Source organism: Reyranella sp. (assembly GCF_965227665.1).
In the GTDB taxonomy this organism is placed as follows: Bacteria; Pseudomonadota; Alphaproteobacteria; order Reyranellales; family Reyranellaceae; genus Reyranella.
This window is the reverse complement of the sequence record NZ_OZ245767.1, coordinates 4,637,725-4,664,146: the sequence shown is the minus strand read 5'-3', so window position 1 is coordinate 4,664,146 and position 26,422 is coordinate 4,637,725. Positions and strand designations below refer to the sequence as shown.

23 protein-coding genes are annotated in these 26,422 nt (G+C 67.0%); 12 read left to right on the top strand and 11 right to left on the bottom strand.

Annotated elements, in window-relative coordinates; all coding sequences use genetic code 11:
• Positions 1–48: 48 nt before the first annotated feature.
• Positions 49–783, top strand: a complete 735-nt coding sequence (locus tag ACO07I_RS22480) for a sulfite exporter TauE/SafE family protein (RefSeq protein WP_422011305.1) — start codon at positions 49–51, stop codon at positions 781–783.
• 182 nt (positions 784–965) lie between these two features.
• On the opposite strand, the gene ACO07I_RS22475 is transcribed toward ACO07I_RS22480, so the two are convergent.
• On the bottom strand, positions 966–1,100 hold the full coding sequence (locus tag ACO07I_RS22475) for a hypothetical protein (protein WP_422011303.1): 135 nt from the start codon (positions 1,098–1,100) through the stop codon (positions 966–968).
• A gap of 94 nt (positions 1,101–1,194) precedes the next feature.
• Positions 1,195–2,031, bottom strand: a complete 837-nt coding sequence (locus tag ACO07I_RS22470) for a DUF2189 domain-containing protein (protein WP_422011301.1) — start codon at positions 2,029–2,031, stop codon at positions 1,195–1,197.
• Between the two features lie 124 nt (positions 2,032–2,155).
• On the opposite strand from ACO07I_RS22470, the gene ccoN reads away from it, so the two are divergent.
• The 10 genes from ccoN (at position 2,156) to ACO07I_RS22420 (ending at position 10,535) form a co-directional block, all read left to right on the top strand.
• Positions 2,156–3,622: a cytochrome-c oxidase, cbb3-type subunit I gene (ccoN, locus tag ACO07I_RS22465; RefSeq protein ID WP_422011299.1), complete on the top strand. Its 1,467-nt coding sequence runs from the start codon at positions 2,156–2,158 to the stop codon at positions 3,620–3,622.
• Between the two features lie 10 nt (positions 3,623–3,632).
• Positions 3,633–4,358 carry a cytochrome-c oxidase, cbb3-type subunit II gene (ccoO, locus tag ACO07I_RS22460; RefSeq protein ID WP_422011297.1) on the top strand — a complete coding sequence of 242 codons (726 nt, stop codon included), beginning with the start codon at positions 3,633–3,635 and terminating at the stop codon, positions 4,356–4,358.
• A gap of 13 nt (positions 4,359–4,371) precedes the next feature.
• Positions 4,372–4,524: a cbb3-type cytochrome oxidase subunit 3 gene (locus ACO07I_RS22455; RefSeq protein ID WP_422011295.1), complete on the top strand. Its 153-nt coding sequence runs from the start codon at positions 4,372–4,374 to the stop codon at positions 4,522–4,524.
• Positions 4,525–4,534: 10 nt separating this feature from the next.
• Positions 4,535–5,395 carry a cytochrome-c oxidase, cbb3-type subunit III gene (gene ccoP / locus ACO07I_RS22450; RefSeq protein ID WP_422011293.1) on the top strand — a complete coding sequence of 287 codons (861 nt, stop codon included), beginning with the start codon at positions 4,535–4,537 and terminating at the stop codon, positions 5,393–5,395.
• A 19-nt stretch (positions 5,396–5,414) separates the two neighbouring features.
• Positions 5,415–6,887: a cytochrome c oxidase accessory protein CcoG gene (gene ccoG, locus ACO07I_RS22445; RefSeq protein ID WP_422011291.1), complete on the top strand. Its 1,473-nt coding sequence runs from the start codon at positions 5,415–5,417 to the stop codon at positions 6,885–6,887.
• Positions 6,888–6,897: 10 nt separating this feature from the next.
• Entirely contained in the window at positions 6,898–7,374 is a 477-nt protein-coding gene (locus tag ACO07I_RS22440; RefSeq protein WP_422011289.1) for a FixH family protein, read from the top strand.
• Positions 7,371–9,746 (top strand): copper-translocating P-type ATPase, encoded by a 2,376-nt coding sequence (locus tag ACO07I_RS22435; RefSeq protein WP_422011287.1) that lies wholly within the window; start codon positions 7,371–7,373, stop codon positions 9,744–9,746. The genes ACO07I_RS22440 and ACO07I_RS22435 overlap by 4 nt, the downstream gene beginning before the upstream one ends.
• Complete coding sequence (gene ccoS / locus ACO07I_RS22430; protein WP_295137193.1) at positions 9,746–9,901, top strand: cbb3-type cytochrome oxidase assembly protein CcoS; 156 nt, start codon at positions 9,746–9,748, stop codon at positions 9,899–9,901. The genes ACO07I_RS22435 and ccoS overlap by 1 nt, the downstream gene beginning before the upstream one ends.
• Entirely contained in the window at positions 9,901–10,092 is a 192-nt protein-coding gene (locus ACO07I_RS22425) for a hypothetical protein (RefSeq protein WP_422011285.1), read from the top strand. The genes ccoS and ACO07I_RS22425 overlap by 1 nt, the downstream gene beginning before the upstream one ends.
• A 71-nt stretch (positions 10,093–10,163) precedes the next feature.
• Positions 10,164–10,535: a hypothetical protein gene (locus ACO07I_RS22420; protein WP_422011283.1), complete on the top strand. Its 372-nt coding sequence runs from the start codon at positions 10,164–10,166 to the stop codon at positions 10,533–10,535.
• A gap of 68 nt (positions 10,536–10,603) precedes the next feature.
• On the opposite strand, the gene ACO07I_RS22415 is transcribed toward ACO07I_RS22420, so the two are convergent.
• Positions 10,604–11,986, bottom strand: a complete 1,383-nt coding sequence (locus ACO07I_RS22415) for an FAD/NAD(P)-binding protein (protein WP_422011281.1) — start codon at positions 11,984–11,986, stop codon at positions 10,604–10,606.
• Positions 11,979–12,149 (bottom strand): hypothetical protein, encoded by a 171-nt coding sequence (locus ACO07I_RS22410; RefSeq protein ID WP_422011279.1) that lies wholly within the window; start codon positions 12,147–12,149, stop codon positions 11,979–11,981. The genes ACO07I_RS22415 and ACO07I_RS22410 overlap by 8 nt, the downstream gene beginning before the upstream one ends.
• A 351-nt stretch (positions 12,150–12,500) precedes the next feature.
• Between ACO07I_RS22410 and ACO07I_RS22405 the strand changes: the two genes are divergently transcribed.
• A complete protein-coding gene (locus tag ACO07I_RS22405; RefSeq protein WP_422011277.1) occupies positions 12,501–13,484 on the top strand; it encodes a Bug family tripartite tricarboxylate transporter substrate binding protein in 984 nt (327 codons plus the stop codon).
• Between the two features lie 18 nt (positions 13,485–13,502).
• Here ACO07I_RS22405 and ACO07I_RS22400 read toward each other — a convergent pair whose 3' ends face one another.
• The 7 genes from ACO07I_RS22400 to ACO07I_RS22370 form a co-directional block, all read right to left on the bottom strand.
• Positions 13,503–14,588: an amidohydrolase family protein gene (locus tag ACO07I_RS22400; RefSeq protein ID WP_422011275.1), complete on the bottom strand. Its 1,086-nt coding sequence runs from the start codon at positions 14,586–14,588 to the stop codon at positions 13,503–13,505.
• Between the two features lie 10 nt (positions 14,589–14,598).
• Positions 14,599–15,582 (bottom strand): Bug family tripartite tricarboxylate transporter substrate binding protein, encoded by a 984-nt coding sequence (locus ACO07I_RS22395; protein ID WP_422011273.1) that lies wholly within the window; start codon positions 15,580–15,582, stop codon positions 14,599–14,601.
• 134 nt (positions 15,583–15,716) lie between these two features.
• Entirely contained in the window at positions 15,717–17,618 is a 1,902-nt protein-coding gene (gene htpG / locus ACO07I_RS22390; protein WP_422011271.1) for a molecular chaperone HtpG, read from the bottom strand.
• Between the two features lie 79 nt (positions 17,619–17,697).
• Positions 17,698–20,517: an autotransporter outer membrane beta-barrel domain-containing protein gene (locus ACO07I_RS22385; protein WP_422011269.1), complete on the bottom strand. Its 2,820-nt coding sequence runs from the start codon at positions 20,515–20,517 to the stop codon at positions 17,698–17,700.
• Between the two features lie 252 nt (positions 20,518–20,769).
• Positions 20,770–24,060 (bottom strand): autotransporter domain-containing protein, encoded by a 3,291-nt coding sequence (locus ACO07I_RS22380; RefSeq protein WP_422011267.1) that lies wholly within the window; start codon positions 24,058–24,060, stop codon positions 20,770–20,772.
• A gap of 27 nt (positions 24,061–24,087) precedes the next feature.
• Positions 24,088–24,621, bottom strand: a complete 534-nt coding sequence (ppa, locus tag ACO07I_RS22375; RefSeq protein WP_422011265.1) for an inorganic diphosphatase — start codon at positions 24,619–24,621, stop codon at positions 24,088–24,090.
• Positions 24,622–24,714: 93 nt separating this feature from the next.
• Entirely contained in the window at positions 24,715–26,382 is a 1,668-nt protein-coding gene (locus ACO07I_RS22370; RefSeq protein WP_422011263.1) for an MFS transporter, read from the bottom strand.
• Positions 26,383–26,422 lie beyond the last annotated feature (40 nt).

Here is a 26,422-nt window from a genome sequence, read left to right as displayed (position 1 = left end):
TGACGCAGGTCAATCGCCACCGGGAAAATTCGTGGTCCATTGCCGTCGATGGACATCATCTCCCGTTTCTTCGCGATGTGCGGCGACGGCCTCATGGCTGCCGCATCGATGCCGCTCGGCCTGCCGGCCGCACTGTTCCTGGCCGGGCTTGCGGGCAGCCTCGTGCATTGCGTGGGCATGTGCGGCCCGTTCGTGCTGGGCCAGGTGATGGCCTCGGCCGAGCAGCCGGGCGATCGACCCTATGGCGAGTGGCACCGGCTGACCGGCGCCCTGCTCACGCCCTATCATCTGGGCCGCTTCACCACCTATACGGCGCTGGGCGCCGTGGCCGGCGGCGTCACGGCCGTGTTTGCCTCGCTGGAAATGTTCGGCTGGCTGTCGGCGATCCTCCTGATCGCGGCCGCCGGCCTGCTGGCGGCCCAGGCTCTTGGCATGGCCATCAACGCCGCTTCACCCGCGACGAACCTGGTGGCGCGCCTCGCCGGTCCCCTCTCCGCCTCGCACACGCCTGTCGCGCGGTACGGGTTGGGTGTCATCCTGGGCTTCCTGCCCTGTGGGCTGCTCTACGGCGCCCTAGCGGCGGCAGCCGGGACCGGATCCGTCGTGTCGGGGGCAATCGCCATGGCGTGCTTCACCCTCGGCACCGTGCCGGCGCTCGTCGCCGTCGGCTGGGGCGGACTGATCATGCGCCGCCAGCTAAAGACCGTCGCGAGGTGGATAAGCCCGCCTCTCCTCGCGGGCAACGCCCTGGTCATGCTCGCATTGGCCAGCCAGCGGCTCTAGCAGCCTCTGAAGCAGGCTTTTCTGACCTGACGGCGGGCAGAACCGACCGGTCAACCGGCGCCACGCCCCCTGATTCGGGAGCTGCGACACCGGCTTCGTTTGTTTCGTTTATTTCGTTTGTTTCGTTTATCGCCAGGATTCCGGCGTTGCAGCGGCCTGTAAGCGTGACGTCGACCACGACCTCATGAGGTCGCAAGCGTCTCCAGAAACGTGGCCAGAGCCAGCACGACCAGAATTGCTGCGAACAGCCAGAGCGCGATCCCGCCGACATCCTGGACGAACTCTTCGGGAGTCATCGGCTTCCGTTGCTTGACCATGCCCCTCTCCCTCGAACGATCTGGCATCTGCAGCCAGCGCCGCAGTGCCCTTTCGATACGAGCTTGCGCCTCCCGCGGCCATCTGGGCTTTGCACTAAGGGATACTACGTAGGGTCCGCTGTGAAAGTGACGCACCCTCGGCGGGCTCCGGCTCGAACCTGATGACGTCGCGGTAGGCATGCCAGGTGGCATGCGCGACCAGCGGCAGCGTCACGACCAGCCCCAGCAGTCCCGGAATCATGCCGACACCGGTCAGGAAGACGATCAGCCCCGCCCACAGGAGCATCGGCCGGAAATTGAGACGAGTGGCCGCCACCGAAGTCGCGATCGCCTCGAACATGTTCGAGTTCCGCCGGTCCAGGAGATAGGGAATCGAGAAGGCGCCGATCGCGAAGGCGATGGCTGCCAGGAAGGCGCCGAGACCGATGCCCAGCGCCAGGAACGGCAGGCTCTTCGAGGTCGTCCAGACGAGGTCGAGAAAGCGATCCCAGGAGGGGACGGTGCGAAACTCGAAGAGGGCGAAGAGAAGCTGCGCCAGTCTCATCCAGGCCAGATGAAAGAGCAGGAGAAGCACGCCCATGAGCGCGATCTGCTCCGGATTGCGCCGCCACGCCATCAAGGTGGACCGTCCGTCCACCGGCTGTCCCGCCTCCAGCCGGCGGCTGATCTCATACAGGCCGGTGGCGATGAAAGGGCCGACATAGAAGAAGCCGGCACTGAGAGGCAGCACAAGATAAGGTAGATCGAAGCGCATCATGAGGACGATGGCCAGCCAGCCGGCGGCCACCGGCACGAGGCCATAGGAGAGACTGGCACGGGGCGCGGCCACCATGTCGCGCCAGCCAGCGGCGAGCCAGGTCCAGGGACGATCCACGGGAACGCGCCGGATGAGGGGCCGGGGCGTCGGAAACACCGCAATGGTCTCGCTCATGACGCCTCACATTCAGGTTGCATGCGGCATTGTGATCCGCCGCTCGGCGCGGGAGCCTTGACCCAAATCAAGGGAGCCGTCCGCGAGGCCTCCTAGGTTCGCCCCGATTATCCGGGGAGTATGCATGCCGAGCCAAGCCGTATTGACAGCCGACCAGCGGCCGGCGCCGCGTTACGTCGAGGACGTGATCCGCGCGGCTGTCGTGTTGACCATGTTCTGGGGCATCGCGGCCTTTCTGGTCGGCGTCGTCATCGCGGCCCAGCTCGTCTGGCCGCAGCTCAGCTTCGACAGCCCCTACCTCACGTTCGGACGCCTGCGGCCGCTGCACACCTCAGCCGCCATTTTCGCCTTCGGCGGCACGGCGCTGATCGGCACCGCCTTCCACGTGGTGCAGAGAACCTGCCGCGCGCGGCTGTTCGGTGGTGAGGCGCTCGGCTGGTTCGTCCTGCTGGGCTACCAGTTCTTCATCGTCGCCGCGGCGCTCGGCTACCTGTTCGGTATCACGCAGAGCAAGGAGTACGCCGAGCCCGAATGGTTCGTGGACCTCTGGCTCACCATCGTCTGGGTGGCCTACCTGATCGCCTATCTCGGCACGGTGATGAAGCGCGAGGAGCCGCACATCTACGTGGCCAACTGGTTCTATCTCGCTTTCATCATCACCATCGCGATGCTGCACATCGTCAACAACCTGGCCCTGCCGGTCTCGGTCACCGGGACCAAGAGCTACGGCGCCTGGTCGGGCGTCCAGGACGCGATGATCCAGTGGTGGTACGGCCACAACGCCGTCGGCTTCTTCCTGACCGCGGCCTTCCTCGGCATGATGTACTATTACATCCCCAAGGCGGCGAACCGGCCGGTCTATTCCTACCGGCTGTCGATCATCCATTTCTGGTCGCTGGTGTTCCTCTACATCTGGGCCGGCCCGCATCACCTGCACTACACGTCGCTGCCCGACTGGGCCCAGACCCTGGGCATGGCCTTCTCGGTGATGCTTTGGATGCCGAGTTGGGGCGGCATGATCAACGGCCTGATGACGCTGTCGGGCGCCTGGGACAAGCTCCGCACCGATCCGGGCCTGCGCTTCTCGGTGACCGCCGTCGGCTTCTACGGCATGGCGACCTTCGAGGGGCCGGTCATGTCGATCAAGGCGGTCAACTCGCTCAGCCACTACACCGACTGGACGATCGGACACGTCCATTCCGGCGCGCTGGGCTGGGTCGCCTTCATCGTGTTCGGCACGCTCTACTACCTGGTCCCGAAGATGTGGAACCGGCCGGCCATGTGGTCGACGCGCCTCATCAGCTGGCACTACTGGATCGCGACCATCGGCATCGTGCTCTACATCACGGCGATGTGGGTGAGCGGCATCATGCAGGGCCTGATGTGGCGCGCCTACGACGAACTCGGGTTCCTCCAGTACTCGTTCGTCGAGACCGTCGCCGCCATGCATCCGTTCTACCTGATCCGTCTGCTGGGTGGCGTCTGCTTCCTGAGCGGCGGGCTGATCATGGCCTACAACATGTGGCGAACCATCCGCACCGAGACGGAGACGCTCGCCACCCGAACCACCCAACCGGCACTCGCGGCGTAAGGAGCGTCCCATGTTTATTCGCCACGAGACGATCGAGAAGAACGTCATCCTGATGCTGGTCCTGACGCTGATCACGGTATCGATCGGCGGCCTGGTGCAGATCATCCCGCTGTTCACCGTCGAGACGACCATCGAGCGCATCGACGGCATGCGGCCCTACACGCCGCTCGAGCTGATGGGCCGCAACATCTACATCCGCGAAGGCTGCTATCTCTGCCATAGCCAGCAGATCCGTCCCTTCAAGGACGAGGTCGAGCGCTACGGCCACTACAGCCTCGCGGCCGAGAGCATGTACGACAAGCCCTTCCAGTGGGGCTCCAAGCGCACGGGACCCGATCTCGCGCGCGTCGGCGGCCGCTACTCGAACGACTGGCACGTCGCCCATCTCGCCTCGCCGCGCGCCGTCGTGCCCGAAAGCGTGATGCCGGCCTATCCCTTCCTGGCCAGCACCCCGCTCGACTATTCCGACATCGGCCAGCATCTCCGCACGCTGCGCAATGTCGGCACGCCCTACACCGACGAGATGATCGCCAACGCACGCGCCGATCTCGAGGCGCAGGTCGATCCGGACCGCGATCCGACGGCCATGCAGAAGCGCTATCCCCGCGCTCCGGTCGCCAAGTTCAACGGCGAGACGACGACGGTCACTGAGATGGATGCGCTCGTCGCCTACCTGCAGATGCTGGGCACGCTGGTGCAGTTCGGCGACATCCCGCCCGACCGCCTCAAGCAATAGAGAGGAGCCCGCCATGACCCTCGAGAGTCTGCACGAATTCCTCGCCTCTTTCTGGACGGTCTGGGCCGTCATCATCTTTCTCGTGATCGTCTTCTGGGCCCTGCGGCCACGCAACAAGAAGCGCTTCGAGAAAGACGCCCGGATCCCCCTCGACGACGACCGCTGAAGGACTGGCCATGCCAACCAAGATCGAGAAAGACACACTGTCGGGCCAGAACACGACCGGCCATGAATGGGACGGCGTCAAGGAGCTGAACACGCCCCTGCCGACCTGGTGGGTCTATACCTTCTACGCCTGCATCGCGTTTGCCGTCGTCTACTGCGCCCTGTACCCGTCCTGGCCGTGGCTCACCGGCCATACCGACGGGCTGCTGGGCTATTCCAGCCGCGCCGAGCTGCGCCAGGAGCTTAGCGCGCAGGCCAAGGAACGCGCGAGCTTCGTCGACCGCATCCGCGCCGCGTCGCTCGCCGACATCCGCAAGGATCCGGAGCTGTTCAACTTCGCCATGGCGGGCGGCCGGTCGGCCTTCCAGACCAACTGCATGCAGTGCCATGGCGCCGGCGGCGGTGGCAGCACGGGCTTCCCCAACCTGGTCGACGACGACTGGATCTGGGGCGGCAGCATCGACCAGATCTACGCCACCATCGAGCACGGCATCCGCAACGCCGACGACAAGTCCCGCCAGTCGATGATGCCGCGGTTCGGCGTCGACGGGCTGCTGACCGGCGCGCAGGTGGCGGCCGTGACCGACTACGTGCTCAGCCTGTCGGGTAAGGCGAAGGCCACGCCCGAGGGCGCGAAGATCTTCGAGGAGCAGTGCGTCGCCTGTCACAAGGCCGGCGGCAAGGGCGACCAGGAACTGGGCGCGCCCAACCTCTCCGACGGGATCTGGCTCTATGGCGGCAGCCGCGACGCGATCTATCGCTCCATCTTCTATGCCCGCAACGGCAGCATGCCGGCGTGGAGCGGCCGCCTCGACGAGGCGACCATGAAGATGCTGGCGGTCTACGTCCACGCGCTGGGCGGCGACCGCTAGGGGTGATGTGGGTCGAACGATGGCTTCCCCCGCCCGCCAGTCCGACAGGGCCCCGCCACGGCCGCCGACGCCGGAGCCGCCGCCGCTTTACGCCCCGCGCGCCAGGGTCTATCCGCGCGCGGTCTCCGGGAAGTGGCGGCAGATCAAGTGGGCCACGCTGGTCGTGCTTCTCGGCCTCTACTACGTGGTGCCCTGGCTGCGCTGGGATCGCGGCCCCGGCGCGCCCTCGCAGGCGATCCTGATCGATCTCGACCATCGTCGCGGCTGGTTCTTCGACGTCGTCATCTGGCCGCAGGAAGTCTACTTCGTCACGGGCTTCCTGATCCTGGGCGCGTTCGGCCTGTTCTTCGCCTCGTCGCTGTTCGGACGCGTCTGGTGCGGCTTCACCTGCCCGCAGACCGTGTGGACCGACCTCTTCATGTGGGTCGAGCGGCTGATCGAGGGCGACCGCAACGAGCGCATGCGGCTCGACCGCCAGCCGATGTCGGCCGCCAAGGCCCTGCGCAAGACCCTGAAGCACAGCGCGTGGCTGGCCATCGCCGCGGCCACCGGCGGCGCCTGGGTCTTCTACTATGTCGACGCTCCGACCACGCTGGTGAAGATCTTCCGCGGCGAGGCGTCGATGGAAGTCTACACCTTCATCGGCCTGTTCACCGCCACGACCTATGTCCTGGCCGGCTGGGCGCGCGAGCAGGTCTGCACCTATATGTGCCCGTGGCCGCGCTTCCAGGCCGCGATGCTCGACGAGCAGAGCCTGATCGTCACCTATCAGAAGTGGCGCGGCGAAAAGCGGGGCAAGCACAAGGCCGGCGACAGCTGGGCCGGCCGCGGGGATTGCATCGACTGCAATCTGTGCGTCGCCGTCTGCCCGACGGGCATCGACATCCGTGACGGCCAGCAGATCGAGTGCATCGGCTGCGGCCTGTGCATCGACGCCTGCACGCAGACGATGGACAAGGTCGGGCGTCCGACCGGCCTGATCCGCTGGGATACGCTCGCCGCGCAGCAGGCGAAGGAGACCGGTGCCGCCGCCGTGCCGTGGCGGCCCGTGCGGCCGCGCACCCTGCTCTACGCCGGCCTGCTGAGCGTCGTCGCCGCGGTCATGCTGGTGGTCTTCGCGCTGCGCGCCGATACTGAACTCACCGTCCAGCGCGACCGCAACCCGAACTTCGTGCGCCTGTCCAACGGCGACATCCGCAACTCCTACGCGGTCAAGGTGCTGAACAAGCGCCGCACGCCCCAGCATGTCCACCTCGAGATCGACGGGCTGCCGTCGGCGCAGCTGGGCTTCGTGGGGGCCGACATCGAAGGCAGCGGCGCGACCGCGACTCTGTCCGTCCAGCCCGACACCGTAGGCACCTTCCGTGTCTTCGTCACGGTGCCGGCCACCGCGGCGCCGGCTGGCGCAAAGCCCATCACCTTCACCGTGCGCGATGAGGCCGGCGGCCGGGGCGCGTCGCACGACGCCGTCTTCGTCGGCCCGGGACGCTGAGGAGAGCACCATGAGCACCACCACTGTCGGACGCGGCCGCTACATCCCCTGGCTCTTCGTCGCCGGGTTCGCGATCGTTTTCGCGGTCAATGGGACGATGATCGGGGTAGCGGTCGGATCCTTCTCCGGCCTCTACACGCCGAAGCCGCGCGACCGCGGCCTGCACTACAACGAGGTCATCGCCGCCCAGCAGGCGCGCGATGCGCTCGGCTGGCGGGTCGAGCCGATCTGGCGGCCCGGCAGCGACGATCTCGAGATCGCCGTGTTCGATCGTGCCGGCCGGCCACTCGCCGGCGCGCAGGTCGCCGTGGCGCTGGTGCGGCCGGCCGAGAAAGGCGCGGTGGTCGGCGTTGCGATGGAGGCTGTCGATATCGGCCGTCACGCCGGTCACGTCGCCCTGCCGGCGCGCGGCAACTGGGACGTCGACATCTCCGTCGAGCAGGGCGGCCAGCGCTTCGCGCAGACGCGCCGGATGTTCCTCAGGTGACCGACGCGGTCCTCTACGCTTCCGCCGTCTCCGCTCCCGCGGCCTCGCGGACCTGCGCGCATTGCGGCGAGACGCTGCGGGGGATGCCGGACGCACAGTTCTGTTGCCCGGGCTGCGCCAGCGCGCACGCCATCATCGGCGCCGCCGGACTCGGTGCCTTCTACCGCCGCCTCGAACAGACGCGTGCTCACCGGCCCGAACCGCTCGACATCGACTTCGCCGCCTATGCCAAACCCGACGGGCACGGGGGCGCCTCGCTGGAGCTTCTGGTCGACGGGCTCGACTGCGCCGCCTGCGTCTGGCTGATCGAGAGCCTGCTGGCGCGCAATCCCACGGTCACCCGCGCGCGCGTCCATCTCTCGACCCGGCGCCTGTCGCTGGCGTGGCAGGGATCGGTCGACGACGCCAACGGACATGCCGGCCTGGTCGCCGCCCTCGGCTTCCGGCTGGCCCCCTACGACACCATCGCCGCGGCGGCCGGCGACGATCGCGAGACCCGCGAGTTGCTGCGCGCGCTGGCCGTGGCGGGCTTTGCGGCGGCCAACGTGATGCTGCTCTCGGTCGCCGTCTGGGCGGGCCATGACGGATCGATGGGCGAGGCCACCCGCACCCTCTTCCACTGGCTGTCGGCGGCCATCGCCCTTCCGGCCGTCGCCTATGCCGGCCGGCCCTTCTTCCGCTCCGCCCTGAACGCGCTTCGCGGCGGGCGCACGAATATGGACGTGCCGATCTCGATCGGCGTCACGCTCGCCTGCATCGTCAGCCTGCACGAGGCCTGGGCCGGCGAGCAGCATGCCTATTTCGATTCGGCCATCACCCTGCTCTTCTTCCTCCTGATCGGGCGCTATCTCGACCGCCGTGCGCGCGGGCGGGCCCGGCAGGCGGTGCATGCGCTGCTGGCGCTGTCCAGCCGCAGCGCCACCCTGGTCGGTGCCGATGGCAGCACGACCTCGCGCCGCGTCGACGCTCTCGTGCCCGGTGACGTGCTGCTGGTCGCCGCCGGCGAGCGGCTGGGCGCCGACGGCATCGTGAGCGAGGGCGTCTCCTCTCTGGATGCGTCCCTGGTGACGGGAGAGAGCCTACCGCAGCCCGCCTTTCCCGGCGTCAAGGCCTTCGCCGGCACGATCAATCTCGGGGCGGCCCTGCGCGTGAAGGTGACGGCTGCGGGCGACAACACGCTGCTCTCGGAAATCGTGCGCCTGGTCGAAGCCGCCGAACGCGGACGCTCGCGTTTCGTGGCCCTCGCCGACCGGGTCGCACGCGCCTATGCGCCCGTTGTCCACCTCACGGCCCTGCTGACCTTCCTGGGCTGGACCTTGCTGGCCGGCCTCGCCTGGGACCGTGCGCTGCTGATCTCCACGGCCGTCCTGATCATCACCTGTCCCTGCGCGCTGGCGCTGGCGGTGCCGGTCGTCCAGGTCGTGGCCAGCACGCGCCTGCTGCGGTCGGGCATTCTGCTCCTGTCGCCGACGGCGCTGGAGCGCCTGGCGCAGGTCGACCACGTGGTCTTCGACAAGACAGGCACGCTGACGCTCGGCCGGCCCGAACTGGTGGCGGCGCCGGACGATCCCGAGACCCGGCGGCTGGCCGCCTCGCTCGCGCTCAACTCCCGCCATCCGCTGGCCCGCGCCCTCGTGCGCGCCATTCCGGAGGCTTTACCAGCCACTGGTGTCATCGAACATCCCGGTGCGGGACTTGAGGGCGAGGACGGCATGCGACTTGGGTCGGCGTCTTTCTGCGGCATCACGGATCCGCTGGACGACGGACGGTCGGAACTGTGGCTGTCGCGGCCGGACCATGAGCGCGCACGCTTTGCCTTCGCCGATCGTCTGCGGCCGGACGCCGCCGCGACCATCGCCGTCCTGCGCCGAAGAGGCCTTGCCGTCGAAGTCCTGTCGGGCGACCGGCAGGCCGCGGTTGACGATGCTGCAACGGCTGCCGGCATCGCCACGTGGCGCTCCGGCGTCACACCGGCAGAGAAGGCCCAGCGCCTCGCCGAGCTTGCTGCCCAGGGCAAGCGCGTCCTCATGGTGGGCGACGGGTTGAACGATGCGCCGGCGCTCGCCGCCGCTCACGCTTCCCTCTCGCCGACCACCGCCGCGGAGGCCACGCAATCCGCCGCCGACGCCGTCTTCCAGGGCGACGCGCTGGGACCGGTCGCGGAGATCCTGGACGTGGCGCGCCGCGCCGACCGGCTCGTCCGCCAGAACCTCGCCCTCGCGCTCCTCTACAATCTCGGCGCCGTGCCGCTGGCGATCCTGGGCCACGTGACGCCCCTGATTGCCGCGGTGGCCATGTCCTCGTCCTCCCTGCTGGTGATCGGCAATGCCCTGCGCCTCGGCATCGGCGGAGCCAAAGGACGGAGGCCCTGATGGACAGCCTGCTCGTCCTGGTGCCGGCGGCCCTGATCCTGGGCCTGCTCGCCCTCGCCGCCTTCCTCTGGGCCCTGCGCAACGGGCAGTACGACGATCCCGACGGCGCTGCCGGCCGGATTCTTTTCGATGACGACGACACAAGGAGCAAATGATGTCCTACTGGATCATGGGAACCATGGCCGCCCTGATGGGCCTGCTCGGCCTCTTCATGGCGGGCGCCGCGAAGGATTCCGGCATCCTCGCCTTCGGACTCGGTCTCTCGCTGTTCGGCGTCCTGTTCTGCTGGTTCATGATCAAGACCAGCTTCGACGAGGCCGAGCGGGAGGCTTCTGAAGGCAACTAGCACCGATTGATCTGGATCATGGGCGGATGAGCGATGGCGGGCATAGTGCGCCATCGCCAAAGGAGAAAGTCATGCCGCTCAAGAAGATCGTCCTCGAACTGGCCCGGACGCCGGAGTTTCCCAACGGCAGCTCGAACCATGGCTACGAATTCGTTGCCCCGCTCGATGGGCAGGGTCACCTGCAGGCCGAGGGTTGGACGAAGCACAAGGCCGCCTGCACCGTGCGTCGCTTCTGGGACGGTGCCGACGACGAAACCGGCCATCTGATCCATCGCCGCGACGGCAAGTGGGCCTTCTCCTACCAGCCGGGAGACGACGACGACGAACCGATCTTCCGCTTCGACACCCACCGATTCGTGGCCGGCGAATACGTGTCCGTCACCGAGCATGACGGCGTCCAGCGGCCGTTCAAGGTCGCGAAGGTCACGCCGAAGGTGGTCTGACGCCGCGATCTGCAAGTCCCGGCTCGCGGCGCACTCGGCCTCGAACAGCGGGAACATCGTGACCGGCTTCAGGCCGCGTCGCGCATCCTGTCCGCCGACACGGCACGTGCGACGCGTGTCGCGCCCTCGATCTGCTCGAGGACGGAACTCGCTTCCCAGGCTGCGCCGCGAAGCGGGTGGCCAACGGCAAACAGGCGTCGCGATGCATGGCCATCGCTTCCGATCACCGCGCCGGTCGCTGCATCGGCCTCGATGCCGAACCCGACCGGATGTGACCTCACCGCGCCTCTGGCCAGCAGATTGCGGGCCAGCGTGTCGGGCAAGCGCCGCCAGTCCGCCTCGTATCCCGCGGCGTTCACGACATGGTCGAAGCGACGACTCCGGCTTTCGGCATCGCCGCGCGGACGCCATGTCAGCTCGACGCCGGGCTCCGCAGACGGCGCCAGTCTCCGCACGCGTCCAGCCACATTGAAGTAACGTCCCTGCGTGCGGGCGCGATCCAGCCACGCGATCGAATCGGGCACGGCGCGATGGAAGGCCAGGTCCCAGAATGTCCTGAGATGGCGCGTGAACCGCCGTCGCTCGATGTCAGACGCATTGGCCCAGAGCGGCTCGATGAACGGACGCAGGCTCAGGACCAGGCGCTGCCAATCCTCCCCGGCCCTCGCGATGGCGCGCCGTTCGCGCTGGATTTCCCGCAACAGGGCCAGCGTGGTGCGGGGAAGGGCTTCGGGGCGCAGAAAGGCAGGCCACGCCTCGGCTTCGCGCCGGGCGTGCACCAGCAGACCACGGCCCGAGAATGTGAAGTAACGCCCTCGAAAGCCCCGCTTCTCGAGGCTGATCAAGATGTCGAGCATCGTCAGGCTGCTGCCGATGATCGCCACGTCGCCGTCCGTGCCGTCGATCGCGTCATAGGCGCTCGCCGCCCACGGGTCGCCGATGTATCTCCCCTGCGCGCGCACCAAATCGGAAATCGCAAACCCCGATTCGTTGCGCACGAGGCCTGTCGCCAAGACGATCCTGGTGGCGGGAAGCTGGCGTCCCGAGGCAAGCAGGACCTCACCTTCCGGCAAGACGTCCACGGCACGATCGACCACATGCTGCACCCCGGTCCTTGCCAGCTCCGACTGCACGTAGTCGCCGTACAGGCAGCGCGGCGGGAAACTCGCGTCGAAGTTCCCGTCGGCCGGCCCCGCCCAGCCCCGCCTGTCCGGATGGTTGGCCAGCCATCGCGACAGGTGTCCAGGATCGGCCGGGTACAGGCTGAACATGCGCGCCGGCCCGTTGACGAGATGGTCGAGATCCGACGTACTGTAGGCGATGCCACGTCCGAGCTCGGTTCGTGGCTCGACGATCGTCATCTGCCCCGCTGGGTATCCCGCCTCCACCAGTTTGATGGCGGTTGCGGCCCCTGCGAATCCGCCGCCGAGGATCACGATCGAGTCAAGCATGATGCACACGCAGCATGGCGGGCTCCGCAAAGCGGCGCACTTCTGTCTCGACGGGCTGGAACGGGAGCCTGAAGGGCTCGATGCCCGCGCGATTGAAATCCCCGATCCGCGACGCGACCGTCGGCGTGGAATTGACATGCGACCGTTCGATTTCCCGGGTCATTTCGCGCTCGCGCTTCCACGAAGCGCCGTGAGGCTCGTTGGGATCCTGTGGCGCGGCTCGGCGGCTATGGACCAAAGCCCGGAGGCCAAAGCACATGGGTGGAACGGTCATTTGAAGCGGCTCGTTGGACATGTCCGTCTATACCACGGCGGGCGATGCGCACCGCCGTGCCACGACGGAGATTAAACTTTCTACGCAAACGCGCGAGACGATGTGACGATCTCGCCTTCGCGGAATCATCGATGCGAAGATTCGATGTATGAAGCCGTCACGTGCTGCCACGCTTGGCTCGCAATAACCGGATCGCAGTCGATCCGGACATTGCGAGTTCACCACGCGTAGGAGTTCAATATGACGGGCAGCAAAGCAACACGGCGCCACTTTCTCGGCGCCGGCGCCGCCGCAATCGCTGCAACGGCGCTGCCGCTTCGACTGCGTGCAGAGGCCTATCCGGGCCGCCCCATCTCCTACGTCGTCCCGTTCCCGCCAGGCGCCACCAACGACAGTTCCGGCCGCATCGTCGCCCGCAAGCTGGGTGAGAAACTCGGACAGACGGTTGTCGTCGACAACAAGTCGGGCGGCGGCGGATCGATCGGTGCCGAGTTCGTCGCCAAGTCGAAGCCGGACGGCCACACGCTGCTCAACGCCTCGACCGGCAACCTCACCATCGCGCCCCAGCTTGTGCGGACCGGCTATGAGCCGTTCCGTGACTTCAAGCCGGTCGGCTATGTCGGCGCATCGCGCTCCGTCTTTGCGATCCACCCCTCCCTGCCCGTCAAGACGCTGCAGGAGCTGATCGCCTATGCCAGGGAAAACCCCGGCAAGCTCAATTTCGGCTCGGCCGGCAACGGCTCCGGAGGACACCTCGCTGGGGAATATCTCAAGCTTCGCGCGAACATCGACATGGTGCACGTGCCCTATCGCGGCAGCGCGGCCGCCGCGAAGGATGCGACCGCGGGCCTCGTCCAGTTGATGATCGACCCGATCACGGCCCCGTTGGTCCGCTCCGGACAATTGCGCGGTCTCGCGGTGTCCGGAAACGACCTTCGCGACGATCTGCCCGGCGTGCCGAGCATCGCCGATGCCGGCATTCCCGACTGGGAACTGAGCAGCGGCTTCGTGGCCGTTGCACCGGCGGCGACGCCGGCGCCCGTTCTGGCGCGATTGAACGAGGTCTTCGCCGAGATCCTGTCGGATGCGCCGACCATCGCCTCGCTCAATGCCATCGGCCTTCGGCCGCTGGTGCTGACACCGGACGAAATCGTCGCGAGCCTGAAAAAGGAAAGCGACACGAACCGGCGGATCATCCAGGCGGCAAACATCACCGCCGACTGAGACCGCCTGCTCCGGTCGCTACCTCGCCTGCAGATCGACCGCCAGCGCCGCCGGCAGGCGGTCGAGGCCGTAGGTGCGCATCGCCGTGCTGCTGTAGAGCGCCGTCTTCTCTGCCGTGCCGGCGCTTGCCGTCAGGCGCTTGAAGGCGTTCCACAAGACCGGGTAGCTGCACTGCCCCTTGTCGACCGGGAAATTGCTTTCGAACATGCAGCGGTCGGCGCCGAACGCCTCGATGCAGGGCTCGATATAGGGCGCCCAGGTCTTCGCGAGTTCCTCCGAGCCCGGCGGCCTCGGCTTCTTGTGGAAGTCGAAGCCGTTCACGAACATGGTGAGACCGCCCAGCTTCACCCGCACATTGGGCAGCGCCGCCAGTTCCATCATGCGCTGCTTCCATTCGGGATAGACTTCGGCGTGCTTGCCGCGGAACGGACCGATGCCGAGCGGGCCGCCGACATGGTCGACGACGACGGTCAGCTCCGGCACGGTCCGGGCCAGCGTCACGACATGCGCGAGCTGCGTGTGATAGGCCCAGACATCGAGCGGCAGCCCCTGCTTCGCCAACCGCCGCGCGCCCTCGGCGAAGGACGGATGCTCGAGCGGTCCCGGCGGCTTCATCACAAGATTCGACGTGACGTCCGGCGAGGGGTGCCAGGCGGTGCGGTTGCGGATGCCGCAGAAGCGACCGCCCGCGGCTGCCCGATGCTTCTCGAGCAAGGGTTCGACGCGGTCACCGAGGGTCAGGTCGACCATGCCGATGATACCGGCGCAGGCGCGCGTCGGCCCGTGGCGGCCACTGGCGCTGACCGCGGCGGCGCCGGTCACGAACTCGGTCTCGCCGAGCGACTGCTCGTCGGCCGGCCCCGAGGCGCGATACATCTCGCCGCACTGCACGAAGATGGTCGCGCGCACGTCGTGGCCACTGGCCGTGTCGGCCAGAAGCTGCGGCAGCAAGTAGGAATGGCCGCCGTCGCGCTCCCAGAGGTGATGGTGCGGATCGACGATCGGCAACTCGGGCTCGAGAATCGGCTCGTTGGTCAGCCCGAGCCAGTCCTCGCGCACGATGATCTGTCGACCGTGTCCCAGCAGCGGATCGTTCTCGGCCATCGACTTGCTCCTATTCGATGCGGATGTCGGCGCTCTTCACCATCTCGGCAAAGAAGGCGATCTGCTTCGCACGGAAGGCCGTGAACTCGGCGACCGTGTTGGCCTGCGTGAGCGCGCCCAGCTCGGCCAGCCGCTTCGCCACGCCCTCCATCTTCATCACGGCGTTGACCTCGGCATTGAGGCGCGAGATCAGCGCAGGATCGGTGCCGGCCGGCGCAAACAGACCGTTCCATTCCCAGGTCTCGAAGCCCGGAATCACCTCCGATATGGCCGGTACCCCCGGCAGCACCTCGACCGGCTTGGGGCCGGTATGGGCCATGCAGCTCACATCCTTCGAGGTGAGCAGCGCCACGGTGCCGGGGACATTGCTGAACAGCAGCGGGATGCGGCCGGCGAACAGGTCGTTCCGCACCGAGCCCATCTCCTTGTAGGGCACGTGATTGATCTTGATGCCGGCCTTCTGGTTCAGCAGTTCCAGCGACACATGCTGCACCGTGCCGACGCCGGTCGAGGCGCAATCGAGCGCACCGGGCTTGCTCTTGGCGAGCGCGATCAGCTCGGGAACGGTCTTGGCCTGGAACTGCGCATTGCGCATCAGCGTGACCGGCGTCTGCATGGTCTGGGCGATCGGCAGCAGGTCGCGCTGCGTATCGTAGGAGAGCTTGCCCGCGAACAGCGACGGGTTCACCGACTGCGCCGTGGCATCGTACAGAATCGTGTAGCCGTCGTTGGGCGCGCGCGCCACGATCTGGGCGGCGATGGTGCCCGCCGCGCCCGGCTTGTTGTCAACGGTAAAGCTCTGGCCGAGCTTTTCGCCCAGCGCCTGGCAGTAGATGCGGCAGACGACGTCAGCCGTTCCGCCGGCGCTGTAGGCATTGACCACGCGCACCGGCTTGTTCGGCCACGCCTGGGCGCGACCGATCGCCGGCGCCGCCAGTGTTCCGACCGCGGCGCCCAGGAAAATGCGACGCCGCATGATCGCGTTCTTGGTCATTTGAGTCCTCCGTCACAGGCAGTTCTTGTCGACTGTGACGGAAGCCTTCGGACACGGCGCGCGGCCGGACAAGCCCAATCGCCGCCGATCCACTGCACGCCGGAACAAAAAGTCTTATGCCGGCTCGCCGAGGCTCAGGCGCCCAGAGCCCGTACGACATAGTCGTTCAGACGGCGTGCGAAGGCGGCAGGATCGGACGGGATTTCGCCGTCGAGGATGCAGGCCTCGTCGAGCAGCAGGTTCGCCAGATCGTCCACGTCCTGAGCGCGGTCTTCCTTCTTCGCCGTCCCCAGCGCCCGCACCATCGCATGCTTCATGTTGAGCTCGAGGATCGGCTTGGTGCCGCTGCCGCGGTTCTGGCGTTCGAGCAGCCGCTCCAGTTCGCGGTCCCGGCCCTGCGCGCTCGCCACCAGGCAGGAGGCGCTGTCGGTCAGGCGCGTCGAGGCCTTCACATCCGCCACCTTGTCGCCCAGCACCTGCTTGGCGGCCTCCAGCACGGCGGCATCGTCCTCGACGGTTTCGGTACCGGTGTCCTTCGCCTTCTCCTCGTCGACGAGCGGGATCAGGCCGAAATCGACCTCGCCCTGGCTCAGCGACTTGAGCGGCTTGCCCTCGAATTCCTGCGGTATCGTCGTCCAGAAGGCATCGACCGGATCGGTCAGCAGCAGCACCTCGACGCCGCGCGCCTTGGCGGCCTCGAGCTTGGGGTTGGACTTCAGCCGGTCGAGGCTGTCGCCTACCAGGTAATAGATCTCCGTCTGGTTGGGCTTCAGGTCGGCAACGTAGTCCTTGATCGAGCGAAGCTTGTCACCCGCGGTCGAGGCGAAGCGCGCCAGGCCGAGCAACTGGGCACGGCGCTCATGGTCCTCGTAGAGGCCTTCCTTGAGGATCGAGCCGAAGGTCTCCCAGATCTTGCCGAACGCATCGGCATCCTTCGTCGCGGTGCTTTCCAGTTCAGACAGGACACGGCCGACCAGGCCCGAGCGGATCTGGCGAACCTGCGGGTTGTTCTGCAGCATCTCGCGCGACAGGTTGAGCGGCAGATCCTCGCTGTCGACCACGCCGCGCACGAAGCGCAGGTACGCCGGCAACAGCTCGGCATCGTCGGTGATGTAGACGCGGCGGACATAGAGCTTCACCCGCCCCTTGCGCGCGGGATCGGTGAGATCGAACGGCGGCGTGCTGGGCACGAACAGCAGCACGGCATAGGACTGCCGCCCCTCGACCTTGTAGTGCAGGGTCAGCGCCGGCTCGTCGAACGCCATGGCGAGCGAGCGGTACGCCTGTGTGTAGTCCTCCGCCGTCACTTCGGACTTGGAGCGCTGCCACAGCGCGCTGGCGGCATTGACCTGCCGCGCTTCGCCCTTGTCGTCGACCAGCTCGATCGGGAACAGCACGTGGTCGGAATAGGTCCGCACGATGCGCTCCAGCTCGTAGGGCTGGAGGTAGCGCGCCGCGTCTTCCTTGAGGTGCAGCACGATCTCGGTGCCGCGCGACACCCGCGCCGCCTGCTCCGGCGTGGCGGGCGCCACCTCGAAGCCCGCGCCGCTGGCGGAGGTCCAGGTCCAGGCCTCGGCCGAACCGGCGCGGCGGCTGGTCACCTCGATGCGGTCGGCCACCATGAAGGCGGCGTAGAAACCGACGCCGAACTGGCCGATCAGGCCCAGCCCGTCCTTGGCATCCTTCAGCCCCTTCAGGAAGGCCTTGGTGCCCGAGCGGGCCAGGGTGCCGAGATTGTCGATCAGCTCCTGGCGGTCCATGCCGATGCCGTTGTCGGCGATGGTCAGGGTCTTGGCAGTGGCATCCGGCTTGATGCGGATCGCCAGGCGTTCGTCGCCCGCGAGAAGCTCGGGCCGGGCAATGGCCTCGTAGCGGACCTTGTCGCAGGCGTCCGAGGCGTTCGACACCAGCTCGCGCAGGAATACGTCGGTCTCGGAATAGACCGAGTGGATCATCAGGTTGAGAAGCTCGGCCACTTCGGCCTGGAACTGGTGCTTCTCCGGGCCGCCCTGGGCTGCTCTACCGTCGACGTTCATTGCGCTTGAATTCCTCGCGGTTGATTTTCCGGCGGTGGATATAGGAAAGGCAGCGCAGACGGCAAGAGTGTCCGGCGCTCTACCAGGTCATGCGGAAGCCGGCGGTGAGGGCATGGGCGTTGTCCTGCCCGGAGATCTCGCCCTCGTAGCGGAGATAGATCGAAGTCGCGTCGGCGATGGCCGTGGTGGCGGCAAGGCCCAGCACGATACCGTTGCGCTGCGGCGCCACACCGTAGGTCGTGAAGGGCGCCACCGGCGCGCCGGCCAACGAGGCCGTCACCGGACGCGCCGTGTCGGCATATTCGTGGCTCCAGCCCAGCCGCACTTTCATCGCCAGGCGGTCGCGCCAGCCGAGGTCCATCGAACCGCCGAGCTGCGCACCCAGCACCGTGCGTAGCGAGTTCGTGGTCTGCTGCGCCACCGACAGGTTGAGCGAGCCCGCCCCGGTTTCGGTGAAGGCGTTCTGCGTGCCGGTATAGGCCTGCAGCCGCACGAAAGGCGTCACATAGGCCTCGGCGAGGCCGCCAATGTCGACACGGTAGCCGGTCTCGACCTGGCCATAGACCTGGTTGGCGCCCGTGAGACCGTAGGCCGTGCGCGGCGCCAGGCCCGGGATCACGATGCTGCGCCACATCTGGTTGGCGGAGTACGCATAGCCCGCAATGGCGTCGGCGTAGACCTTGCCCTCGCTGTAGTTGGCGTAGACGCCAGCCTGGACGGTGTTGGAGTTGCCGGCGCCGCTGAAGCCGCCGACCCACTGGTTGGCGTTCTGGTAGCCCACCGTCGCGCCGACCCGCAGGCCCTGCGCCACGAGGCGATCGAGGCCGCCGGCGAAGCCGCCGACATTGTAGGTCAGTGCGCCGCTATTGCTGCCGCCGTTGCTGATTGTGCCCAGCCCACCGAGCGCACCGCCCCAAGCGCCCCACAGGGCGGGAGAAGCCGTGTCGCAGGCGACATCGCAGGCTTCGGCCAGTGCGACGCGGTTCGAGCCGTCCAGACTGCCGCCACCGCCAGCCTGTCCCGTGAAGTTGCTCAGGAAGAGCTGGGTGCCTTGGACCATCGAGCTCGAGAAGCCGGAATAGTTCTGGCCGCTGATGGCGTTCATCACCGTCTGGCCCTGCTGGGTGGAAAGGCCCGCGAGCGCCGTGACGACGGTGGCGTAATCGCCGGTCGCATTCGGTGCTGTGGCGTCGAGCACCGCGCCGACCGCCGCCTGGTTGGGCGTCAGGGCCGCCTGCGCAAAGCCGCCGACCTGCAGGTTGAGGTAGGCGTTGTTGGCGTCGTAGCTCAGCGTCGGGACGAGAAACGGCAAGGTGCTGGTCGCCGACTGAAAGGCACCCCTCAATCCGCCCGTTGCCGTCACCAGCGTGTAGCTGGAACGGGGCGCGAAGGTGCCGGGCTGGGCAATGACCTGCAGGCCGCCGTCCAGTCTCGCGGTGCCGTCCACCAGGAGCCGATCGGCCGCGGTCGGTGACACGCGCATACCCATCGTGCCGGCCGCCGTCTGGACGAAGGTGCCGCTGATCTGGTGTGTCGCGCCGGCGCCAGCGGCGCTGATGCCGAGCCAGCCGCTGTTCTCGAAGCGGGCATAGGATCCGGCCGCGATCGACACCAGGCCGTTGATGATGCCGTTGTTGACGACGATCGACCCCATCGCCGTGGCGTCGGTCTGGATGGCGTATCCGCCCGGCGCGGCGTTGATCGTGCCCGCGTTCAGCAGCGTGCTGAAATCGCCCGCCATCTGCACGGCTGTGCCGCCGGCACCCGTCACGCCGATCGTGCCGTAGTTGGTCACGACGCCATAGGTGCCGTTGCTGATGCCGATGCTGTTGGCCCCCGTCATCAGGATGGACCCGTTGTTGACGACGTCGTCGCCCGCGCCGTTGATCGCCACCGCGCCGGCGGCACCGGAGGTGAGATTGGCTGAATTGGTGACGGGATTGTAAAGCCCTGGGATGTTTACGGTGTAGGCCTTCGTCACGCGGCCCTCGACGTACACGCCGATGACGGTGCCGCCATAGGTCGAATTTGCCGACGTCACCTCGGCGCCCGGCACGATGATCTCCGTCCAGGTCGCAACGCCCGCCGCATCGACGGAGACGGCCCAGGCATGTGGCCTGAGGTCGGTGCCGATGGAATCAGCAACAAGATTATAGGTATTGGCCCGGCCGCCGCTGGTGATGCCCTCGAAATGCGTGAAGAGGGAATCCGGAGCATCGTATCGCGTGAAGACGTTCGTCGTCTGATTGTAGATGTAGCCATGCTCCGTCGGGATGGGCACAGGCCCGGGTCCGGCGTTTTCGCCGTAGCCGCCGGCGATCTTGTTGCCGTAGACGCCGTAGGCCGTGGTGCTGAGCGCGCCCGGCTTGTTGTTGTTCGTGAACGTTGCGGTCGGGATGTCGTAGATGAAGGCATTCCCGGTCGGGAGATTGGTGTCGTAGTTGCCGACGATCTGGTTGCCAAAATTGCTGTGGGCGATGGTGTAAAGTGTCGAGGCGATGCCGGGATAGCGCAGCGTCGTGAGCTGCGATGCGGACGGCGCCGCCGCATCGAACAGGTAGCCGAGGTCGTAGGGGCTGGACACCGTCGTGATGTAGCTCCCGACGACGCGCAGGATACCCGTGGAGGAGCCAAAGCTCGGACCATAGGGCGTGCTGCTGATGGCCCCGGGGTAATTTGACTGGTTGGCCGTCGCCGTCGGGAACGGTGCGATGGTGGCGTTGGTCAACCCGAACAGCAATCCGCCCGTGTCGCCCCCGCTGTTGGGGATCGAGTAGTTGCCCGTCATGTTGTCACCGCGAATGCCGGTGACCGTCGTGACCCCGCTCGTGCCGTATTGATAGCGCTTGAAAATGAGCTGCGCCTGCACCGATCCGGCAAAGAGGCAGAGGCCCGCCATGCTCCCAAGCACAGTGAACAATCTTCGGCAGGCGCTCGGGGCGCCCCGCTTGAGTATCTGGCCCACCGAATTCCCCTTTGTCAGCCGCTTCACTGCAAGAGCTGGCAACCATTGCCAAGTCGTCTGATCACGGCCTCGGTAGAATCGGGGCTCTCGGCAGCATACGATGTCTAACAGATGAAAGTTCGTACCGGCCAATAAATTGCGAGGGAGTCGTCCAGCACCACCACGACGGCGCGCGCGGCGTGCCGCTCACCAAGTCATGCGAACGCCGGCGGTGAAGGCGTGCGCGTTGTCCTGGCCGGAGACCTCGCCCTCATAGCGCACATAGACGTTCATGGCCTCGGCGACCGCCGTGGTGGCCGCCAGGCCCAGTACGACGCCGTCGCGTTGCGGCGCCACGCCATAGGTCGTGAAGGGAGCGGCCGGCGCTCCGGCGAAGGAGGCCGTCACCGGCCGCGCCGTGTCGGCGTATTCGTGGCTCCAGCCCAGCCGCACCTTCATCGCGAGGCGATCGCGCCAGCCCAGGTCCATCGAGCCGCCCAGCTGCGCGCCCAGGACCGTGCGCAGCGAGTTTGTGGTCTGTTGCGCCACCGACAGATTGAGCGAGCCCGCGCCTGCCTCCGTAAAGGCGTTCTGGGTGCCGGTATAGGCCTGCAGCCGCGCGAACGGTGTGACGAACGCCTCGGCGAGGCCGCCGAGATCGAAGCGGTAGCCGGTCTCGACCTGGCCATAGACCTGGTTGGCGCCCGTGAGACCGTAGGCGGTGCGCGGTGCCAGACCGGGAATGACGATGCTGCGCCACATCTGGTTGGCGCTGTAGGCATAGCCTGCGACGGCATCGGCGTAGAGCGGACCGTCGCTGTAGTTGGCATAGAGGCCGGCCTGGAACGTGTTCGAGTTGCCGCTGCCGCTGAAGCCGGCGACCCACTGGTTGGCGTTCTGGTATCCGACCGCAGCACCGAGACGCAGGCCGGGCGCAACGAGCCGGTCGAGGCCGCCCGCGAAGCCGCTCACATTGTAGGTGAGCGCGCCGCTGTTGCTGCCCCCGTTGCTGCCCCCATTGCTGATCGTGCCGATTCCGCCCAGCGCGCCGCCCCACGCGCCCCACAGGGCCGGCGGGGCGCCGTCGCAGGCAACATCACAGGCTTCGGCCAGCGCAACACGGCCAGAACCGCCGAGGCTGCCGCCCCCGCCTGCCTGGCCCGCGAAGTTGCTCAGGAAGAGCTGGGTGCCCTGCACCATCGAACTGGAAAAGCCAGAATAGTTCTGGCCGCTGATCGCATTCATCACCGCCTGCCCCTGCTGCGCCGAGAGCGTCGACAACGCGCCGATGACCGTCGCATAGTCGCCCGTCGCATAGTCGCCCGTCGCAAGCGGCGCCGTGGCATCGAGCACCGCGCCCACGGCGGCCTGGTTCGGTGTCAGCGCCGCCTGCGCAAAGCCGCCGACCTGCAGCGTCAGATACACGTTGTTCGCATCGTAGCTCAGGCTCGGCTGCAGGAACGGCAGCAGGCTGGCGACAGAGTCGTAAGTGCCTGCCACGCCGCCGGTCGCATTCAGCAGCGTGTACGTCGTGCGCGGCGCATAGCTCCCGGCCTGCGGGCGCACGACGGCCGTGCTGCCCGCGCCGATCGTGACCGTGCCGCTCGCATTCAAACGGTCGGCCTGCCCCGCGGCGTTGACCTCAGCCTGGTACGATCCGCCGCTCTGCAGATAGTCGCCGGCGATGCTCAGCGTCCCGATCGAGTTGCCTGGCGCGAGCCCGCCGGTGTTCCGCACATTGCCGAAGATCGTGCCCGTACCGCCCAGCGTACCGGCCGCGCCGACAACGACATCGCTGGCGATGGTGCCATCGATGCCAAGGCGTCCACCCAGCACTTGCGTCTGGCCTGCATAGGTATTGATCCCCGTCAGGGAGAGGTCGCCACTGGCCAGTGTCAGCCCGCCGCTGCCGGTAACGATCGTCGCCAGGGTGCTGCTGCCCGTCCCGTTGATCGTGAGCCGCCCGCTGCCCAGGTCGAGTACGCCGCCGGCACCGGAGAGAGTGCCGATCGTCTGGCTGTAGCCATTGAGACTGAGCCGGCCGGCGTTGACGGCGAGGGCGCCGCCGTTCGGCAGGGCGCCTGCCGAGCCGATGTCGAGGACGCCGCCGTTGACGATGGTGCCACCGGTGTAGCTGTTCGCTCCCGACAGGGTCATCCTGCCGCTGGCCAGGGTCAGGCTGCCCGGTCCGGCGATATTCCCCGCGAGCGTGCCGGAGCCCGCCTGCTGCAGCGTGGTCGGGCTCATCAGGTAGGCGGGAAAGTCGGACCAGAAGCCGCTGTCGAGTGCCAGGTTACCCTGCAGGGCCAGCATCGGCGTGACGGCCCCGTACTGGCTCGCGATCTCCCGGTTCCAGCGATAGCCGACGAACCCGCCATAGGGATCGTAGAGGTAATCGAAGCCAAAGAAGAACTGGCGGCCGGTGTTGACGTAGGTGTTACCGGACACGAGCTGGACGTCGACCGGCATGAGCAGGTTGGGCGGCGTGCCCGGCTGCCCGACGACGAATTGATAGGACGCCGCCGTCCCCGCCTGACCCGGCAGCGCGATCTGGATGGCCGTTCCGCTCGGCGCGTATGACTGAGTACCGGCGACCAGCCCGCTGCCGGCGGGCGGCGTCAGGAACATGTAGTTGATGCCGGTGTCCTGCAGCACCGTGCCGGTCGCGGAGGCGCCGTTGGCTGTAACGGTCATGGTGGTGGGATTGAAGTTGCCGGCGAGACCGCAGGCGGGAATGGGCTGCGTGCAGGTGGCGGCGGCACCGTTGGGCGCGAGCTGGACGAAGGCGAAATTCGCCGTCGCGCCGGTCGTGAGGCCGAGGGTGACACCCGGCGTGCGCATGTCGGTAACGGCGTTGCTTATGATGAATCCGGCGCGCATGTCGCTCGGGACCGCACTGCCGTTGATCGCCGTGAGATTGATAAACGGATTTCCGCTCGGTGCGAGCTGGACGGCCGCACCGGCTGCGGCGTTGGCTGCCCCTCGGTCGAAGCCGACCCCCATGAACGCCAGATTTTTCGGATCAGCGTTGGGCGTGCATTGACCTGACGCCTGCTTGGCGGGCTCGCATCCGATCGACTGCACGAGCAGTACCGGCACGCGGGCCGTCGCGGTCTGGCCGTTCTGGCCGTTGATCACCACGTCCGTCATGTAGACGAGACCCTGGTTGATGTTTCCGCTGCTCGTGTAGGTGATCGATCCGGGACCGACCAGCGTGTCGGTCGGGCCCGGCATGAAGCGATCCGCAGAGACGAGGATCCCGGTCGAGCCGGTATCCATCGCGAAGTTCGACTTGTTCGTGAGAACGGGGCCGTAGCTCATCGTGAGGGAGACGGTGCCGTAGCCGTACAATGACGCGTTCATCGCCCCGTCTGCGAACGGAACGAAGAAGTTCGAGGATCCCTGATAGTAGTTCCAGGACTGGGCGGTCGCGGGGCCGGCAGCGACCAGGGACGCCGCGACTGCCGCCGCCACCGACCATGTATTCCGACGATTCACGCCCCTCCCCCGACCGGCGTCGCCTGCTCAGCGCTTGTTCTTGGCCCGCTCGATTGCTTCGACGATGAGCTGCTTGGCCTCGTCCACGTCGCCCCAGCCGAGCAGTTTCACCCACTTGCCGGGCTCGAGGTCCTTGTAGTGGATGAAGAAGTGCTCGATCTGCTGGCGGGTGATCTCGGGCAGGTCGGTGTAGGTCTTCACGTGGACGTAGCGCTTCGTCAGCTTGGGGGACGGCACCGCGATGATCTTCTCGTCGCCGCCGCCATCGTCCTCCATCCGCAGCACGCCGATCGGGCGCACGTTGATCACCGCACCGGGAATGATCGGGCGGGTGTTGGCGACCAGCACGTCGATCGGGTCGCCGTCGTCCGACAGCGTGTGCGGCACGAACCCGTAGTTTCCGGGGTAGCGCATGGGCGTGTACAGGAAACGGTCGACCACGAGGGCGCCGGCTTCCTTGTCCATTTCGTACTTGATGGGTTCGCCGCCGATCGGCACTTCGATGATGGCGTTCACGTCTTCGGGCGGCCGGTGGCCGATGGCAATGGCTTCGAGTTTCATGGCGCGATACTTACCGGAGCCGCGCCAGAACATCCAAAAAAGAAACCGGCGGCCCTTGCGGACCGCCGGTTCCTTTTTGTCGCAGAGGACGCGTCAGTCGTCGGCGTAGATGTCCCGGTCCTTGGTCTCCGGCATGAAGAGCAGGCCGATCACCAGGGTCATGCCGGCCACCACGATGGGGTACCAGAGGCCCGAGTAGATGTTGCCGGTCGCCGCCACGATGGCGAAGGCGGTCGGCGGCAGGAAGCCGCCGAACCAGCCGTTGCCGATGTGGTACGGCAGCGACATGCCGGAGTAGCGGATACGGGTCGGGAACAGCTCGACCAGCAGGGCCGCGATCGGCCCGTAGACCATCGTCACATAGATGACGAGGATGGTCAGGATGACGATGACCATCGTCATGTTGATCTGCTTCGGGTCGGCCGTAGCCGGGTAGCCGGCGGCGCGGATCCCCGCGGTCGCCTCGGCGTTGAACGCGCGCTCCTTGGCAACGCCCTCGGCCCCCGCCTTCGCCTTGTCGAAGGAGGTGATGACCTTGTCGCCGATCTTGATCTGCGCCGGCGTGCCAGCCGGAGCCGCCTGGTTGGCGTAGTTCACAGAGTTGCGCGCGAGGAACGACTTGGCGATGTCGCACGAGGTGGTGAACGACGCGGTGCCCGTCGGATTGAACTGGAACGAGCACTCGTTCGGATCGGCGATCACGACGACCGGGGACTTCTCGATCGCCGCATTGAGCGCCGGGTTCACCGCGTTGGTGAGCGCGTGGAACAGCGGGAAGTAGGTGACCATGGCGAGCGCGCAGCCCGCCAGGATGATCGGCTTGCGGCCGATCTTGTCGGACAGCCAGCCGAAGAAGACGAAGAACGGCGTGCCGATGAGGAGCGACACCGCGATCACGATGTTGGAGGTCGTGGCGTCGAGCTTCAGCGTCTGGGTGAGGAAGAACAAAGCGTAGAACTGGCCGGTGTACCAGACCGCCGCCTGGCCGGCGGTGCCGCCGAACAGGGCGATGAGGGCGATCTTGGCGTTCTTCCAGACACCGAAGGCCTCGCGCAGCGGCGTCTTCGAACCCTTGCCCTCGGCCTTCATGCGCCTGAAGGCGGGTGACTCCTCGAGCTGCAGACGGATCCAGATGGAGACGCCCAGCAGGATGATCGAAAGGAGGAACGGCACGCGCCAGCCCCAGGCCGCGAACTGCTCCGGCGTGAGCGCGAGGCGCAGCGCCACGACGACGAGCAGCGACAGGAAGAGGCCGACGGTCGCCGTCGTCTGGATCCACGACGTGTAGAAGCCGCGGCGATCGTGCGGCGCGTGCTCGGCGACGTAGGTCGCCGCACCGCCATACTCGCCACCCAGCGCCAGGCCCTGGAGGAGACGGCAGGCGATGAACAGGATGGGGGCGGCAATGCCGATCGAGGCATAGCTGGGAAGAATACCGACGACGAAAGTGGCGACACCCATCAGGGTCATCGTCACGAGGAAGGTGTACTTGCGGCCGATCAGGTCACCCAGGCTGCCGAAGAACAGCGCGCCGAACGGACGAACCGCAAAGCCCGCGGCAAAGCCCAGCAGCGTGAAGATGAAGCCCGCCGTCGGGTTCACACCGGAGAAGAAGTTGGCGCTGATGTTGATGGCGAGCGCGCCAGCGAGATAGAAGTCGTACCATTCGAAGACGGTGCCGACCGAGGAGGCCACGATGACCTTCCTCTCTTCGCGCGTCATCGGACGACCGCGATCGTTTACCGAGCCTACAACGGCCATGTGCGTTTTCTCCCCTGGACATTGTGCGGGTGTCCTGACA